Raw genomic sequence first — 16,692 nt, forward strand, 5'->3', positions numbered from 1 at the left:
GCCAACGCGATTAGGCGGTTGGAAAAGCGCGATGGTTTCTTTCTCGGATGCTGCAGTGCAGCATCGGTGACGATACGGTGCCGTTGCCCTGATGGAAACGCTGCTTCATGCCACGTCGAATGCCTGCGACCAGTGCCGGCCAGCCGTCGGGAAAGCCCTCCCGGAACCCTGAAACGAACATGGACGCACGGCGCGAGCCGGTGCTCATCGATCTCGCGCTGCAAGGCGGTGGATCGCACGGAGCCTTCACCTGGGGCGTACTGGACCGCCTTCTGGAAGAAGACTGGCTGCGCATCGATGGCGTCTCCGGCACCTCGGCCGGTGCGATGAACGCGGCCGTATTGGCCGACGGCTATGCCGCGGGAGGGGCCGAGGGCGCGCGCGCCGCGCTCGATGCCTATTGGCGCCATGTCGCCGAGGCCGCCCGCTTCAGCCCGTTCCAGCGCAGCCCGATCGACGTGCTGCTTGGGCGTTGGACACTCGACACTTCGCCCATGTTCATTGCCATGGACCTCATGTCCCGGCTCTATTCTCCCTACGATCTCAATCCGGGCGGGATCAATCCCCTGCGCGGCGTGATCGAGAAGGCGATCGACTTCGACCGTCTCAAGGCTTCGCCGATCAAGGTTTTTGTCACCGCCACCAATGTGCGCACTGGTCGCGGCAGGGTGTTTCGCAACGCGGAAATCACGCCGGACGTATTGCTGGCTTCTGCCTGCCTGCCGACCCTGTTTCAAGCGGTGGAGATAGACGGCGAGAGTTATTGGGATGGCGGCTACGCCGGCAATCCGACGATGACGCCGCTTGTGCGCGAACTCGATTCGGACGACACCATCCTGGTGCCGATCAACCCTGTCGAGCGCCCCGGCACGCCGCGCACCGCCGCCGAGATCCTGAACCGGCTCAACGAGGTGTCGTTCAACTCGGCGCTGCTCAAGGAGTTGCGCATGATCGCCCTGCTGCGCCAGGTCGCCGACCCCGGCAACAGCGAAGGCGCGCGGTGGGCGAAGATGCGCATCCATCTGGTCCCGAACTCCGTCATGGGAACTCTCGGCTACTCCTCGAAGCTGAATGCCGAATGGGAGTTCCTGAGCATGCTGCGGGACGAGGGACGAAAAGCCGCCGACGCTTTCCTCGAAGCTGACGCCGACAATATCGGCAAGCGCTCCTCGGTCGATCTCGACATCCTGCTCGAGGGGGTGTGAGCCATGGGCCTCCTCGGCATCCTCGTCGGCCTTGGCCTGCTGATCTGGTTCGCCTATCGTGGCTGGAGCGTGCTGCTGCTGGCTCCGGTCTCGGCGCTGATCGCCGCCCTGCTGTCAGGCGAGCCGCTGCTTGCCAACTGGACGCAAACCTTCATGGGCAGCGCCGCGAGCTTCATCGGCCAGTTCTTCCCGCTGTTCCTGCTCGGCGCACTGTTCGGCAAGCTGATGGAGGACAGTGGCTCGGTGACTGCCATTGCCGAGTTCATGACCGAGAAACTCGGCGCCAAGCGCGCCATCCTCGCGGTGGTGCTGGCCGGTGCCATCGTCACCTATGGCGGGGTGAGCCTGTTTGTCGCGTTGTTCGTGCTGGCGCCGATGGCCGAGGCGCTGTTCCGCGTCGCTGACATTCCACGCCGGCTGATGCCGCCGGCCATCGCACTCGGCACCTTTACCTTCACCATGATGGCGCTGCCCGGCACGCCTGCGATCCAGAACGCTATCCCCATGCCGTTCTTCGGTACCACGCCCTTCGCGGCGCCGGGCCTCGGCATCATCGCCTCGGCGATCATGCTCGGCTTCGGCCTGTGGTGGCTTGCCCGTGCCGAGGCGGCCGCGCGCCGTGCGGGCGAAGGGTTCGACGACATTATGCAGGATATGCGCGAAGTGCTTGCCGACCCTGTGCTGCGCGAGCGGGCGGCCACCTCGCGCGAGTTCGATCCGGCGGAAATCGAACGTGGGCATCTGAGCGCCGACCGGCCGTCCATCATCCTCGCTGCGCTGCCGCTTGTGCTGGTGGTCGCCGTCAACCTGCTGATGTCTTTCGTGATCCTGCCGCGGCTCGATTTCGGTTTCCTCGCCGAGGCGCGGTGGGGCGGTGTCACATTCGCCGCCGTGAGTGGCGTCTGGTCGGTGGCGGTGGCGCTCGTCGTCGCCATCCTCGCGACCATCCTGATCAACCTGCGCCGCCTGCCCAAGCTGCGCGACACCATGGACGCCGGCGCCAATGCCTCGGTGCTGCCGATCTTCAGCGTGGCGAGCCTGGTCGGCTTCGGCGCCGTGGTGGCGGCGCTACCGGCCTTCGCCCTGGTGCGCGAATGGGTGTTGTCTATCGAGGGCGGCCCGCTTGTCTCGCTGGCCATAGCCACCAACATTCTGGCCGCGCTGACCGGTTCGGCCTCCGGCGGCCTCACGATTGCCCTCGACTCCCTCGGCGCGACGTTTCTTCAACGGGCGAGCGAACTCGGTATCGATTCGGCACTGCTGCATCGCGTGGCGGTGATGAGCGCGGGAACGCTCGACAGCCTGCCGCACAGCGGCGCAGTGGTTACCCTCCTCTCGGTCTGCGGGGTGACGCCGCGGCAGAGCTATCTCCACATCGTCATGGTCGCCATCGTTGGCGCCTTGCTGGCGCTCGTCGCGGTCATCGTGCTCGGCTCTGTGGCTGGCAGCTTCTGACGCGCGCGCAGACGAGGGTGGTGCAATGTCGCCGATGGGAGCCGCCTTGGAAAGGCCGGAGGCAGCTTCGCGTCCATGTGCTCGGCCTCAACGACCATAGCTGATTTCATCCCGATCCGATGTACGGCCGGTCCAACTCCATCAAGCCGCAACACTGAGTCCAAAATGCCATAGCGGACGCGCGAAAGCCGGCTCCCGGGCACGAAAATACGTTTAGGCAAAATCAAGGGCTTGCCACGGAATCCATGCTCTGATTCTTTGGGTCGAGAGCGTTTCCTGATTTGAGTCGTGCGGCGCGTCGCTGGTGAGGGGTGGTCACCGGAGGACTCGGACTCAACCCGGGAGGCGGCGGTGAAATGCGGCCCGCAAGGGGATGTCGAGGCATGACGAAAAAGCACGTCGCTGTGCTGTATGGAGGTTTCTCCTCGGAGCGGCCCGTGTCCCTGTCGTCGGGCAATGCCTGCGCCGATGCGCTCGAGGAAGTCGGGTACAAGGTGACCCGTGTCGACGTCGATCACAACGTGGGCGCCGCTCTTTCCGAGCTGAAGCCCGACGTTGCGTTCAATGCTCTGCATGGGCCGTATGGTGAGGACGGCACGATCCAGGGTGTCCTCGAATATCTCGGCATTCCCTACACGCATTCGGGCGTGCTTGCCTCGGCGCTCGCCATGCACAAGGAGCAGGCGAAGAAGGTCGCCAGGGCGGCCGGCATTCCGGTCGCGGAATCACGGATCATGGATCGCTACTCGATCCAGAACCAGCATCCGATGCCTGTGCCCTATGTGGTGAAGCCGGTGAACGAGGGGTCGAGCTTCGGCGTCGTTATCGTCAAGGAGGGGCAGTCCCATCCGCCGCAGATCATTTCTTCGCCGGAATGGAAATATGGCAGCCAGGTCATGGTCGAGCGCTACGTGCACGGGCGCGAGCTGACCTGCGCGGTGATGGGGGATGTGGCGCTGGGTGTCTGCGAGATCGTGCCGACCGGCCATTCCTTCTACGACTACGATTCGAAATACGTGCCCGGAGGATCAAAACATATCTGTCCGGCTAAAATTTCATTAAATATTTACCAAAAGATACAGACACTGTCCCTCAAGGCTCATCAAGCAATCGGCTGTCGCGGGGTCTCCCGATCTGACTTCCGCTACGACGATCGCCATTCAGAAAATGGCGAGGTCGTGTGGCTGGAAATCAATACGCAGCCGGGCATGACGCCGACATCGCTTGTTCCGGAAATCGCCGCCGAGGCGGGGCATTCCTTCGGAGAATTGCTGAGTTGGATGGTGGAGGACGCGTCGTGTTCGCGCTGAGGGCGGGGCAAAGCAGAGTCGCGGCCGGATCGCCGGTGGCCGGCGCCTCGCGGCTGGCGGACGGGTTCCTGCTGCCGCGCTGGGCAAGGCGTCCGGCGCGATTGTTCGCGCGCCTTGGAACCGGCGATTTCGTGCCGCCGCGTTTTGCCGCCGCCTACGCGACCGCCCTGCTGTTTGCTGCGACTGGCCTCTACGGAACCTATGTCGGAGGGCGGATGCCGGAACTGGCGCAGGCGGTCACTGCGCGCACCGGCTTCGCGGTCGACCAGGTTCGTGTTGTCGGCCATCGCGAGACCTCCGAAATCGACATTCTCGAAAGACTGGACCTGACCGGCTGGACCTCGCTGATCGGCTTCGACGTCGATGCGGCGCGCGAACGGGTCGCCTCGTTGCCGTGGATCGAGGTCGCCTCGGTCCGCAAGGTCTATCCCGAGACGCTGGAGATCCGCATCACCGAGCGCGAGCCTTTCGCGATCTGGCAGCATGGCAGCCAGCTTTCGATCATCGGCCGCAAAGGCAATGTGATCGTGCCTTATGCGGGCGGGAGGCATGCCGACCTGCCGCTGGTCGTCGGAGCGGGCGCGGCGGAGCAGGCAGCGGGATTTGTCGCGGAAATGGCGAAATATCCGGATCTGGCCTCGCGGGTGAAGGGCTATATCCTGGTCGCCGACCGGCGCTGGAACCTGCGCCTGGACAACGGCATCACCGTCAAATTGCCGGAAACCGGGGCCGACGAGGCGATCGTGCAACTGCTGCGCGCGGATCGCGAGAAGGGGCTGTTCAATCGCCAGGTCGCGGCGATCGACATGCGGTTCCCGGACCGCATGGTGCTGCAACTGACGCCCGAGGCTGCCGAGGCGCGCCAGGCGGCGCTGGATAGCAGCGGCAAACCGAAGAAGCCCAAGCCGGAGAAGCGTACATGAACTGGCTTGGCGGACAAAAGGACGTCACCCAGCACAAGGCGGGCATCGTCACGGTTCTCGATGTGGGATCGAGCAAGATCTGCTGTGTCATCGCGCAGCTCAAACCCTGCGAGCCAAGCCAGCAACTGCGCGGCCGCACCCACAAGGCCAAGGTCATCGGCATCGGCCACCAGAAGTCGCAGGGCGTGAAGTCGGGCGTGGTGGTCGACCTCGACCGCGCCGAGCAGGCGATCCGGCTGGCCGTCGACGCGGCCGAGCGCATGGCCGGGCTGACCGTCGATTCGCTGCTGGTCAACCTCACCTCCGGGCGGTTGAAGAGCCATACCTATTCGGCGACCATCAATCTCGGCGGCCATGAAGTCGACGAGGGCGATATCAAGCGTGTGCTGGCTGCCGGTGCGAAGCAGTCCCTGAAGACCGAGCGGCAGGTGGTGCATGCGCTTCCCGTGGCCTTCTCGCTGGATGCCGAGCGCGGCGTTCGCGACCCGCGCGGCATGGTCGGCGACTCGCTCGGCGTCGACATGCATGTCCTGACCGGCGACGCTGCTCCGCAGCGCAACCTGGAACTCTGCATCAACCGCTCGCATCTCTCGGTCGAGCGCATGATCGCCACGCCCTATGCCAGCGGCCTTGCTGCGCTGGTGGATGACGAGCTGGAAATGGGCGCGGCCTGCATCGACATGGGTGGCGGCACGACGACGATCTCGGTTTTCGCGGACGGCAAGTTCGCGCATGCCGATGCGCTCGCCATCGGCGGCACGCATGTGACGCTCGACATGGCGAAGGGCCTGTCGACGCGATTCGACGACGCCGAGCGGCTGAAGGTGATGCACGGATCGGTGTTGCCCGGCAGCGCCGACGACCGCGACGTGGTGTCGGTGCAGCCGATCGGCAGCGACGACGGCGAGGTGCCGCTGCAGGTGCCGCGCTCGGTGATGACACGAATCATCCGCGCCCGCGTGGAAGAGACGCTCGAAATGCTGCGCGACCGGCTGAACAAATCCGGCTTCGGCAATGTCGTCGGCAAGCGCGTGGTGCTGACCGGCGGCGCCAGCCAGCTTGCTGGGTTGCCGGACGCGGCGCGGCGCATTCTCGGCCGCAACGTCCGTATCGGGCGGCCGCTGGGGGTTTCCAGCCTGCCGGAGGCGGCCAAGGGGCCGGCCTTCGCGACGGCTGTCGGCTTGCTGATCTATCCCCAGGTCGCAAGCTTCGAGAATGGCAGGATCAGTACGAGTGCCAAACTGCGCATGAGCGGGACGGGCGGCCGGCTCCAGCGCATGAGTCAGTGGTTGAGAGACAGTTTTTAACTTCGGCGGGGCGAGCCCCATAAATCAGCCGCGGCGGCGACGCGGCAGGAAGGCAAAGGACGAGGACATGCCCATCAATCTCCAGAGACCGGACATCACCGAACTGAAGCCGCGGATCACCGTTTTCGGCGTCGGTGGCGGTGGCGGCAATGCCGTCAACAACATGATCACGGCGGGTCTTCGCGGCGTCGAATTCGTGGTGGCGAACACCGACGCGCAGGCGCTGACCATGTCGAAATCCGAGCGGCTGATCCAGCTCGGCGCGCATGTCACCGAGGGCCTCGGCGCGGGGTCGCAGCCGGAAGTCGGCCGCGCCGCCGCCGAGGAATGCATCGACGAGATCATCGATCATCTGTCGAACACCCATATGTGCTTCGTCACCGCCGGCATGGGCGGCGGCACCGGCACGGGTGCGGCGCCTGTCGTTGCCCGTGCGGCCCGCGAAAAGGGCATCCTGACGGTCGGCGTCGTCACCAAGCCGTTCCACTTCGAGGGCCAGCGCCGCATGAAGACGGCGGATTTTGGTATCGAGGAGTTGCAGAAGAGCGTCGACACGCTCATCGTCATCCCGAACCAGAACCTGTTCCGGCTGGCCAACGACAAGACCACCTTCGCGGACGCCTTCGCAATGGCCGACCAGGTGCTCTATTCGGGCGTGGCCTGCATCACCGACCTGATGGTCAAGGAAGGTCTGATCAATCTCGACTTCGCCGACGTGCGCTCGGTGATGCGCGAGATGGGCAAGGCGATGATGGGCACCGGCGAGGCTTCCGGCGAGGGCAGGGCGATGGCGGCGGCGGAAGCCGCGATCTCCAATCCGCTGCTCGACGAGACCTCGATGCGTGGCGCCAAGGGCCTGCTGATCTCGATCACCGGCGGCCGCGACCTGACGCTGTTCGAAGTCGACGAGGCGGCGACCCGCATCCGCGAGGAAGTCGACCAGGATGCCAACATCATCCTCGGTGCGACCTTCGACGAGGAACTGGAAGGCGTCATCCGCGTGTCGGTGGTTGCGACCGGCATCGACAAGTCGGCGGAGCAGATCGCGGCCGTGCCGATCAACATCCGCCAGGCGCCGAAGCCGGCGCCGCGTCCGGCCGCCGAGGCGCCGCGTATCGAGGGGCGCACCGCCGATCCCGTCGCCGATGCGATCCGACTTGCCGAACAGAATGCCGCTGCCGCGGCCGCCCGTCCGCAGACGGCGCCGGCCGACGACTTCCGGCCGCAAAGCAAGTTGTTCCAGGCTCCCGATCCGGCCGCTGTACAGCGCCCGGTAGCGGCCCAGCAACAAGCGCCTCAGTACCAGGTGGTCGAGGATGCCGCGCCGGCGCCGATGCAGCCCGTGGCTATGCAGCCGGTCGAGCGCGCCGCTCCGCAGCCCGCGCCAGTCGCGCAGCCGGCCCCGGTGGCCGCCGCGCCGCGCATGCCGCGCGTCGAGGACTTTCCGCCGATGGTGAAGGCAGAGGCCGAGGCCAAGGCGCGGCCGGTCGACCAGGAAGACCGCGGCCCGATGGGCCTACTGAAGCGGCTGACGGTCGGGCTGACCCGTCGCGAGGAAGAGCCCGCCAAGCTCGAGCCGGCCCAGCCGCGCGAGCCCCGGCTGCGCCAGCCGGCGCCGGAAGCCCGCCGCCTCAACAGCCAGGACCCGCAGCTCTATGCGCCGCGTCGCGGTCAACTCGACGAGCATGGCCGGGTGGCGCCGCAGGCCCGCGCGACTCACGACGACGATCAATTGGAGATTCCGGCGTTCCTTCGCCGGCAGGCCAATTGAGGCGTAAACGTGTGTTAACAATCGAATGCGGGCCGGCGGAGAACCGTCGGCCCGCATTTTCTTTTTTACTTAAGGAAAGCAAAGGGTTGCACGACAGCCCGCAAGCCCTGCGGCGGTAACACAGAGTAAGAAACCGTGATTTGTGAGGGCGGTGGCGCGAGACTATCTTCACGGTCGAAAAGTGGCAGGAATTGGACTGGCCTTGCCGGGGCTGCTTCTGCCGAGGATCGATCGCCGCGGGGATGGGATGGAGCCGCGGTCTCGGGCACGAAGGGCTTATGGGGATACATTTGCACGACTACCAGACCACAGTAAAATCGTGCGCGACACTGTCCGGCATCGGCGTTCATAGCGGCAAGCCAGTCACGATCCGTTTCAATCCGGCCGAACCCGACACGGGGGTGGTGTTCGTCTATGCGGGCGAGCATGGCGCCGGGCGTCAGTTGCCGGCGCTGGTTTCAGAGGTCGGCCCGACCTCTCTGTGCACCATGCTGGGCGAGCCGAGCGGCTTCCACGTCGCCACGGTCGAGCATGTGATGGCCGCTCTCGCCGGTCTCGGCATCGACAATGTCACGATCGAGATCGACGGCAACGAAGTGCCTGTCATGGACGGCAGCGCGTCGATGTTCGTCGACGCCATCGACCAGGTGGGCATCGAGACGCTGGACGTCAAGCGCCGCTACATCCGCGTGGTCAAGCCGGTGCGCATCGACAGCGGCGCCTCCTGGGCGGAGTTCCGGCCGTATCGCGGCACGCGCTTCGAAGTCGAGATCGATTTCGACAGCCCGGTCATCGGCCGGCAGGCTTTTGCCTCCGACATCGATCCGGCCTCGTTCCGCAGCGAGCTTTCGCGGGCGCGCACCTTCGGCTTCATGCGCGACGTCGAGAAGCTGTGGGCCGCCGGCTACGCACTCGGCTCCTCGCTGGAGAATTCGATCGTCATCGGTGACGACAACCATGTTATCAACATGGAAGGCCTGCGCTACGCCGACGAGTTCGTGCGCCACAAGACGCTCGACGCCATGGGCGACCTGGCGCTGGCCGGCGCGCGCTTCATCGGCTGCTTCCGCTCCTTCCGCGGCGGCCACAGGCTGAACGCAGCAGCGCTGCGCCATCTGCTGTCCGATCCGACGGCGTTCGAGATCGTCGAGACCAATCGCCGCTCGCGCGGCCGCGGTGCCGAGATGATCGCGGTCAACGCGCCGGTCTACGCGCCTTGGGTGCTTTGACGCGTTCGACTGTCGCGGCTGTTGCAAGCTCGTGAGCCAATAGCGTCGCGTTTCGGCGCCAACGGGCGCCGAACAGTGGTGTTTTGGTTGGTGGCTGGCAAACCCAGACGGTTTGTTAACCATTTTTCGACAGTCTCTTTCCCCACGGGTACGGCAGCTTGCAGGCGGGAAATCCGGTCAAGGCCACAAAAAAGCACCATTGCGACCCGATAGCGTTGCCGTGGCGAGCCGTTCTGGTTTAAGGCTGCTCGCCTTCGCTTGCATCGACGCCAAGAGGGGCGAATCGCACTTATGTCGTTTATTCCAACTGCTTTAGCCCACAAGCGGATCAAGCGGGCTGTATTGGCCGCCGCCGTGATTGGCGTTCCACTTGTCTTGTCCGCCTGCCAGTCGGACGACGACATCGACCTCTCCACTTATGTGGAGCAGACCGAGCCGGCGGACGTGCTCTACAACCAGGCGCTGGCCAATATGGACGCGGGCCGCATGACCGAGGCCAGCCGCAAGTTCAACGCCATCGACCGCCAGCATCCGTATTCGGAGTATGCGCGCAAATCGATGGTGATGGGGGCCTTCGCCAACTATCGTCAGGGCAAATACGAAGAGGCGATCAATTCCGCGAAGCGCTACGTCACGCTCTATCCCAGCACGCCGGATGCGGCCTATGCCCAATACATCATCGGCCTCAGCTATTTCCGCCAGATCCGCGACGTGACGCAGGACCAGAAGGAAGCGCGCCGCACCATCGAGGCGATGGAAGAACTGGTACAGCGCTGGCCGGAGTCGGAATATGTTGACGACGCGCGTACAAAAATACGCTTTGCGCGCGACCAGCTCGCCGGCAAGGAGATGCAGACCGGCCGCTACTATCTGGAGCGGCGCGAATACATCGCTGCGATCAAGCGCTTCCGCTACGTGGTGGAAAACTATTCGAACACCCGTCACGTCGAGGAGGCGCTCGCGCGCCTGACCGAAGCCTATATGGCGATGGGCCTGGTCTCCGAGGCGCAGACGGCCGCGGCGGTTCTCGGCCAGAATTACCCCGACAGCCAATGGTACAAGGATTCCTACAAGCTTCTGCAATCGGGCGGTGTCGAGCCGCGCGAGAACCAGGGTTCGTGGATTTCGAAGGCCGGTGCGCTGATTACCGGCGGCGCCTGATTTTTGCCGCGGGCGAACCGGCGTTTTTGGATGCGCCGGTTCTCGACGCGCATGTCGGCCGCAGTGAATCCCTCGCGCCGGTCGCGTGCAACTCCGAAATCATGCTATTGGCCGCTGGCGGGTCTTTGCGCATTCTGCCCCGCGCTGTGATAGCGATTCTTCAGCTTCAAGGGTTGTGATGCTGGCGCGTCTTTCGATCCGCGATATCGTCCTGATCGACCGGCTGGACATCGATTTCGCGTCCGGCCTCTCGGTGCTGACAGGCGAGACCGGGGCGGGCAAGTCGATCTTGTTGGACGCGCTGTCGCTGACCCTCGGCGCGCGAGGCGATGCCTCGCTGGTGCGCCATGGCGCTGCGCAAGGCCAGGTGGTCGCCGTGTTCGACGTGCCGCGCAACCATCCAGCCCGGACGATTCTCACGGAGAATGCGCTGGACGACGACGGCGATGTTATCTTGCGGCGGGTGCAGACCGCCGACGGCCGCACCCGCGTCTTCGTCAACGACCAGCCCTCCAGCGTGACGCTGATGCGCGACATCGGCCGGGCGCTGGTGGAAATCCACGGGCAGCACGACGAGCGGGCGCTGGTGGACGCCGGCGCGCATCGCGACCTGCTCGATTCTTTCGGCGGCCATGTCGGCGAGGCACGGGCGGTGGCTCTCGCCTGGCGGCGCTGGCGCGACGCCGAGCAGGAACTGGCGCGCCATCGCGCCAAGGTCGAGGCAGCGGCGCGGGAAGCCGATTTCCTGCGCGCATCGGTCGCCGAACTGGCCAAGATCGATCCGCAGCCTGGCGAGGAGAGCGACCTCGCCGAGATGCGCGCCTCGATGATGCGGGTGGAAAAGATCGCCTCGGAGATCAAAGATGCGCAGGATGTGCTGTCGGGCGCCAACTCGCCGCTGCCGCAGCTTGCCAGCCTGCTGCGGCGGCTGCAGCGCAAGGCGCAGGAGGCGCCGCAACTGCTCGACGACGTGGTGAAGTCACTGGACGAAGCGCTGATCTCGCTCGACGCCGCGCAGTCCGGCGTGGACGCCGCGCTGCGAGCTACCGAGTACGATCCGGAGCGGCTGGAGCGCGCCGAGGAGCGGCTGTTCGCGCTGCGGGCGTTGGCGCGCAAGCACAATGTGCAGGTCGACGACCTGGCGCAACTGCGCGACGCCATGGTGGCCGACCTCGCCGATCTGGACGCCGGCGAGGAGCGGCTGTACGGGCTGGAAGGGCAGGCCGCGGCGGCGCGGGACGCCTACGACAAGGATGCGGCGCATCTTTCCGAACTGCGAAAATCGGCGGCCGCCGGCCTGGAGGCTGCCGTCATGGCGGAACTACCGGCGCTGAAACTGGAGCGCGCCGCCTTCATCGTGCAGATGGCGAGCGAGGCGGAAAACCGCGCTGAGGAAGGTATCGACCAGGTCGAATTCTGGGTGCGCACCAATCCCGGCACGCGGCCCGGACCAATGATGAAGGTGGCGTCGGGCGGCGAACTGTCGCGTTTCCTGCTGGCGCTGAAAGTGGCGCTGGCCGACCGCGGATCGGCGCCGACGCTGGTGTTCGACGAGATCGATTCGGGTGTCGGCGGCGCAGTGGCCGATGCGATCGGCCAGCGGCTCTCCCGGCTGGCGCGAAAGGTGCAGGTGCTGACGGTGACGCACGCGCCGCAGGTGGCGGCGCGCGCCGAGACGCATTTTCTGATCTCCAAGTCGGGCGCCGAGCGGGTCGCAACGACCGTGGCGGAAATCGACCGTGCCTCGCGGCAGGAGGAAATAGCTCGCATGCTCGCCGGTGAGACGATCACCGACGAGGCGCGGGCGGCGGCCGAGCGGCTGCTCAGCGCCACATCGCCTGTCAGTTGAAGCGCCGGCAGCGGTTTACTTTTTTTGGGATTTTGCCGAAGACTTTGCGGCGTTCGCGTCCTCAAAAAAGCAGACTGTCCCCATGGCCGCCACTCAAATCCCCGTTGAAGATCTGACGCAGGAGCAAGCCGCCGAGGAGCTTGCCCGGCTGGCGGCGGAGATCGCCGAGCATGACCGACGGTATCATCAGGAAGACGCGCCGGTCATTTCGGATGCGGACTATGATGCGCTGAGAAGGCGCAATGCGGCGATCGAGCAGCTTTTCCCTGACCTGGTGCGGCCGGACAGCCCGACAGGTTCGGTCGGTGCGCCGCCGGCGGAGGGATTCGCCAAGGTGCGGCACGCCGTGCCGATGCTCAGCCTGGCAAAAGCCTATACGGATCAGGACGTTGTCGATTTTCTCGAACGCGCGAAGCGCTTCTTCGAGCGCGACAAGGATTTTGACATCGCCTTTACCGCCGAGCCGAAGATCGACGGGCTGTCGGCCTCGCTGCGCTACGAGAAGGGCGTTTTCGTCCAGGGCGCAACGCGCGGCGACGGTGCCGTCGGCGAGGACATCACCGCTAACCTGAAGACCATCGCCGATATCCCGCATAGGTTGCAGGGCGCGGGCTGGCCGGAGACGATCGAGATCCGCGGCGAGGTCTACATGACCTATGCGGAGTTCGCGGCGCTGAAGGAAAGGTCGGCGGCGGCCGGCGGCCAGGACTACGTCAATCCGCGCAACACGGCGGCGGGTTCGCTGCGCCAGAAGGATGCGTCGGTCACCGCCAGCCGCAACCTGAAATTCTTCGCCTATGCCTGGGGCTACACCACCGAGGACCCGGCGCCGACGCAGTACGAGTCGGTTCGAAAATTCGCCAACTGGGGTTTTCAGATCAGCCCGCTGATGATCCGCGCCAAATCGGTCGAGGAGTTGATCGCGCACTACAAGCTCATCGAGGCGCAGCGCTCGTCGCTCGGCTACGACATCGATGGCGTCGTCTACAAGGTCGACCAGCTCGAACTGCAGCGCCGCTGGGGTTTTGTCACCGGCGAGCCGCGCTGGGCGGTCGCGCACAAGTTCCCGGCGGAACAGGCAACCACCGTGCTGCGCCAGATCGACATCCAGGTGGGCCGCACGGGCACGCTGGCCCCGGTGGGCCGGCTCGACCCGGTGACTGTCGGCGGCGTCACCGTCGTCAACGTCACGCTCCACAACGAGGACTACATTGCCGGGATCGATAGCAACGGGCTGCCGATCCGCGGCGAGGAGCCCATCGATATCCGCATCGGCGACACAGTGGTCATCCAGCGGGCGGGGGACGTCATTCCGCAGATCGTGCGGGTCGAACTGGAAAAGCGGCCGGCCGATGCTGTGCCCTATCAATTCCCGCACACCTGCCCGGTCTGCGGATCGCCGGCGACGCGCGAAATCAACGAGAAGACCGGCAAGGAGGATTCGCGCCGGCGCTGCACCGGCGAGCTGATCTGCCCGGCGCAGGCGGTGGAGGCGCTGCGCCATTTCGTGTCTCGCGGCGCGATGGACATAGAGGGACTCGGCACGGAAAACATCGACCTTTTCTTCAATGCCGGGCTGACCAAGACCGCCGCCGACATTTTTGCGCTGAAGGACCGCCGCGCCGATGTGCAGCGGGCGCTGTTCGAAAAGCGCGAGGCGCAGGCGCAGGCGCGCGAGGCCGCCAAGGGCACGGCGCGCAAGAAGGTGCTGTCGGCCGAGGAGCGCACCTACGAGGGACTCGACAAGCTGTTTGCTGCGATCGACGCGCGGCGCGAGCCGGAGCTCGACCGTTTCATCTTCGCGCTCGGCATCCGCCATATCGGCGAGACCACGGCCGCGCTGCTGGCCAAGACGTTTTCGACGGTCGAGGAATTTGTCCGCGTCGGCAAGGAGACCGCTGCCGCCGAAGACCCGCACACCGTCTTCCCGTCGATCAACGGCATCGGCGATACCGTCATCGGGGCGCTCATCGATTTCTTCGGCAACGAACGCAACGACGCGGTGCTCGAGGCATTGCTCGCCCAGGTCCGCCCGAAACCCTATGTGGTCAGCGTCTCGGCCGGCAGCCCGGTGGCGGGCAAGACCGTCGTGTTCACCGGATCGCTGCAAAAGATGTCGCGCGGCGAGGCGAAGGCGATGGCCGAGCGGCTCGGCGCAAAGGTCGCCGGTTCGGTGTCGGCGAAGACCGATCTCGTCGTGGCGGGGCCAGGGGCGGGGTCGAAGCTCAAGCAAGCGACCGACCTCGGCATCGAGGTGATCGACGAGGACCAGTGGTTCGAGCGGGTGGCGCAGGCTTGAAAATAGCACGCGCCGATTTCATCTCAAGGTTGTAGAGACCGTAGAAATCGGACGGCGTTCAAAATACTCGGGATGTCTTCGATGAAGTTGGCAATATCGTTTCCGATCAAAGGGTTGTCCTGACAGTAGCGGCCGATCGGCGTTTCGGGCTTCAAAAACGGGCGAAAAAGACGGGGTCAACGCCACCGAAACGGCCTTTCCACGCGACGATGTGCAGTTTGGCGTTTGTCTCGTTCGATTGTTGAAGGTGTAGGAAAAAAATCCTTGACACCGTACCGGTGGTCTGGCATTGTTTCGGTATCGTCGGGAAGTGTGGTCGGGAGAAGGTCATGCATTCACAGGCACCCTCGCGATCACAGGGCGCTTAAGATTCGACAAGACGATTGCCCCTCACTTACGATTTCTAACACTTAGCTTTCGCTGACGGGCTTCGCCCTGCTCCAGCTAAGATGTTGAAACGGCCCTTCGGGCGTTCGTCATTTGATAAGCCCATTCAAGGGCTTATCATCCGCTTCGCGGAAGCATTCCTCACTCTCTCCCGCAAGGGGAGAGATATCGCGCGTCGCCGTTTTCGCCCACCAATGCGTCGGTCGTGCAGCAAGTCGCAAGAGAAGGGCAATCACTGTCAACAGAACCATGGTTCACCGTCGCTGATCGTTTGGCTCAAGCGAATTCGTGTGACAGGGCAGGGGGGCTGACATAGCTATCCCGGTTTCCGGGGAGTGTCATGACCACCGAATCCATCGCATTGCGATCATCCGAAAGCAGTTTCTGGCAGGGCGTGCGGCTCGGCCTGCCGGTGGTCGTCGCCTCGGCGCCGTTTGCCATCCTGTTCGGCGCGCTGGCGGTGGACAACGGATTCACCGTTACAGAAGCGGTGCTGATGAGCGCGCTGATCTATGGCGGCGCCAGCCAGATGGTCGGCATCGAACTGTTCGGCCAGAACATCGCGCCGTGGCTTGTAGTGGCGTCGATCTTCGCGGTCAATTTCCGCCACGTGCTCTACTCCGCTTCGATCGGCCGGCGGCTGGCACATTGGCCGCTCTGGCAGCAGGCGGTCGGCTATTTCGTGCTGACCGACCCGCAATTCGCCGAGGCTGAACGCAAGGCCGAAAGCGGCGGGAAGGTCGGCTTCGCCTGGTACATGGGCATGGGCCTGGCGATCTATGTCTGCTGGGTGATCGAGAGCGGGCTCGGCGCCATGTTCGGCAAGCTGATCCCCGACACGCATGCGCTGGGCATCGATTTCCTGCTGCCGATCTATTTCCTCGGCCTGGTCATGAGTTTTCGCAAGCGGCCGCTGTGGCTGCCGGTGGTGCTGGTCAGCGGCGTGGTCTCGGTGATCGCCTACAAGACCATCGGCTCGCCCTGGCACGTCTCGGTGGGGGCGGTGGCGGGCATCGTCCTCGGCGCGTTGTTCGTGCCCGGCAACGGCAAGGATGCGTTGAAATGAGCACCATCCTGTGGATCACCCTGTGGGGCGCGGCGCTGACCTACCTGACGCGGATCGGCGGCCATTTGGTGTTGTCGCGGTTCGAGACAGTGCATCCGCGCGTCGAGGCGGCGCTCAACGCCGTGCCGGCGGCGGTGCTGACCACGCTGGTGGCGCCGGCGCTGCTGACGGCGGGACCAGCCGAGTTCATCGCGCTGGTGGTCACGGCCGTCGTGTCGCTGCGCTACGGCATGCTGGCGCTGTTCCTTGCCGGCGCTGCGACGCTGATCTTGCTGCGGCAGGTGATTGGATAGGAGGAGGTAGCGATGAGCGGAGAAACCAAGATCTTGCGCAAATGGACCGGCGTCATCCGTACCGCTGACGAGCAGGTCTATGTCGACTACATCAAGGCGACCGGGCTGGAGGATTACAAATCGACGCCCGGAAACCTCGGCTTTCAGATGGTCCTGCGCGCCCGCGGCGACGGCACCAGCGAAGTGACGACGCTGAGTTGGTGGACATCGCTCGATGCCATCAAGGCATTCGCCGGCGACGATCCGGAAGTCGCGCGGTATTATCCCGAGGACGACCGTTTCCTGGTCGAGCGCCCGAAGAATGTCGACCACTATCGGATCGTGGCGGGCGGCGGGCCTGACCGGGCTTAGAGCCCATCTCGAAACACGTGAGGGCGGACTGCAAATGCGATTTTCTGCGCTTCCGGTGCTCACGTACCTGCACGTACGCTGCGCTC

13 protein-coding genes are annotated in these 16,692 nt (G+C 64.9%); all 13 read left to right on the top strand.

Annotated features, from left to right (window positions below; genetic code table 11):
• Positions 1–179: 179 nt before the first annotated feature.
• The 13 genes from RB623_RS05325 to RB623_RS05385 all read left to right on the top strand — a co-directional run bounded on the left by RB623_RS05325 (position 180) and on the right by RB623_RS05385 (position 16,606).
• On the top strand, positions 180–1,205 hold the full coding sequence (locus RB623_RS05325) for a patatin-like phospholipase family protein (protein ID WP_308055724.1): 1,026 nt from the start codon (positions 180–182) through the stop codon (positions 1,203–1,205).
• Positions 1,206–1,208: 3 nt separating this feature from the next.
• Positions 1,209–2,660, top strand: coding sequence for a GntP family permease (locus RB623_RS05330; protein WP_308055725.1), 1,452 nt, complete (start codon positions 1,209–1,211; stop codon positions 2,658–2,660).
• Positions 2,661–3,043: 383 nt separating this feature from the next.
• Complete coding sequence (locus RB623_RS05335) at positions 3,044–3,970, top strand: D-alanine--D-alanine ligase (RefSeq protein ID WP_308055726.1); 927 nt, start codon at positions 3,044–3,046, stop codon at positions 3,968–3,970.
• Complete coding sequence (locus tag RB623_RS05340) at positions 3,958–4,893, top strand: cell division protein FtsQ/DivIB (RefSeq protein ID WP_308055727.1); 936 nt, start codon at positions 3,958–3,960, stop codon at positions 4,891–4,893. The genes RB623_RS05335 and RB623_RS05340 overlap by 13 nt, the downstream gene beginning before the upstream one ends.
• The gene (gene ftsA / locus RB623_RS05345; RefSeq protein WP_308055728.1) at positions 4,890–6,200 is read left to right on the top strand and encodes a cell division protein FtsA; all 1,311 of its coding nucleotides are present in this window, start codon (positions 4,890–4,892) and stop codon (positions 6,198–6,200) included. Before RB623_RS05340 ends, ftsA begins: the two co-directional genes overlap by 4 nt.
• A 67-nt stretch (positions 6,201–6,267) precedes the next feature.
• Entirely contained in the window at positions 6,268–7,971 is a 1,704-nt protein-coding gene (gene ftsZ, locus RB623_RS05350) for a cell division protein FtsZ (protein ID WP_308055729.1), read from the top strand.
• Positions 7,972–8,249: 278 nt separating this feature from the next.
• Complete coding sequence (gene lpxC, locus RB623_RS05355; protein ID WP_308055730.1) at positions 8,250–9,200, top strand: UDP-3-O-acyl-N-acetylglucosamine deacetylase; 951 nt, start codon at positions 8,250–8,252, stop codon at positions 9,198–9,200.
• A gap of 291 nt (positions 9,201–9,491) precedes the next feature.
• A complete protein-coding gene (locus tag RB623_RS05360; protein ID WP_308055731.1) occupies positions 9,492–10,361 on the top strand; it encodes an outer membrane protein assembly factor BamD in 870 nt (289 codons plus the stop codon).
• Between the two features lie 178 nt (positions 10,362–10,539).
• Complete coding sequence (recN, locus tag RB623_RS05365; protein ID WP_308055732.1) at positions 10,540–12,210, top strand: DNA repair protein RecN; 1,671 nt, start codon at positions 10,540–10,542, stop codon at positions 12,208–12,210.
• Between the two features lie 82 nt (positions 12,211–12,292).
• A complete protein-coding gene (ligA, locus tag RB623_RS05370; protein ID WP_308055733.1) occupies positions 12,293–14,509 on the top strand; it encodes an NAD-dependent DNA ligase LigA in 2,217 nt (738 codons plus the stop codon).
• Positions 14,510–15,236: 727 nt separating this feature from the next.
• Complete coding sequence (locus tag RB623_RS05375; protein WP_308055734.1) at positions 15,237–15,962, top strand: AzlC family ABC transporter permease; 726 nt, start codon at positions 15,237–15,239, stop codon at positions 15,960–15,962.
• Positions 15,959–16,255: an AzlD family protein gene (locus RB623_RS05380; protein ID WP_308055735.1), complete on the top strand. Its 297-nt coding sequence runs from the start codon at positions 15,959–15,961 to the stop codon at positions 16,253–16,255. Before RB623_RS05375 ends, RB623_RS05380 begins: the two co-directional genes overlap by 4 nt.
• Positions 16,256–16,267: 12 nt before the next feature.
• Entirely contained in the window at positions 16,268–16,606 is a 339-nt protein-coding gene (locus tag RB623_RS05385; RefSeq protein WP_308055736.1) for a hypothetical protein, read from the top strand.
• Positions 16,607–16,692 lie beyond the last annotated feature (86 nt).

It is taken from the genome of Mesorhizobium sp. LHD-90, assembly GCF_030929505.1.
Lineage (GTDB): Bacteria > Pseudomonadota > Alphaproteobacteria > Rhizobiales > Rhizobiaceae > Kumtagia.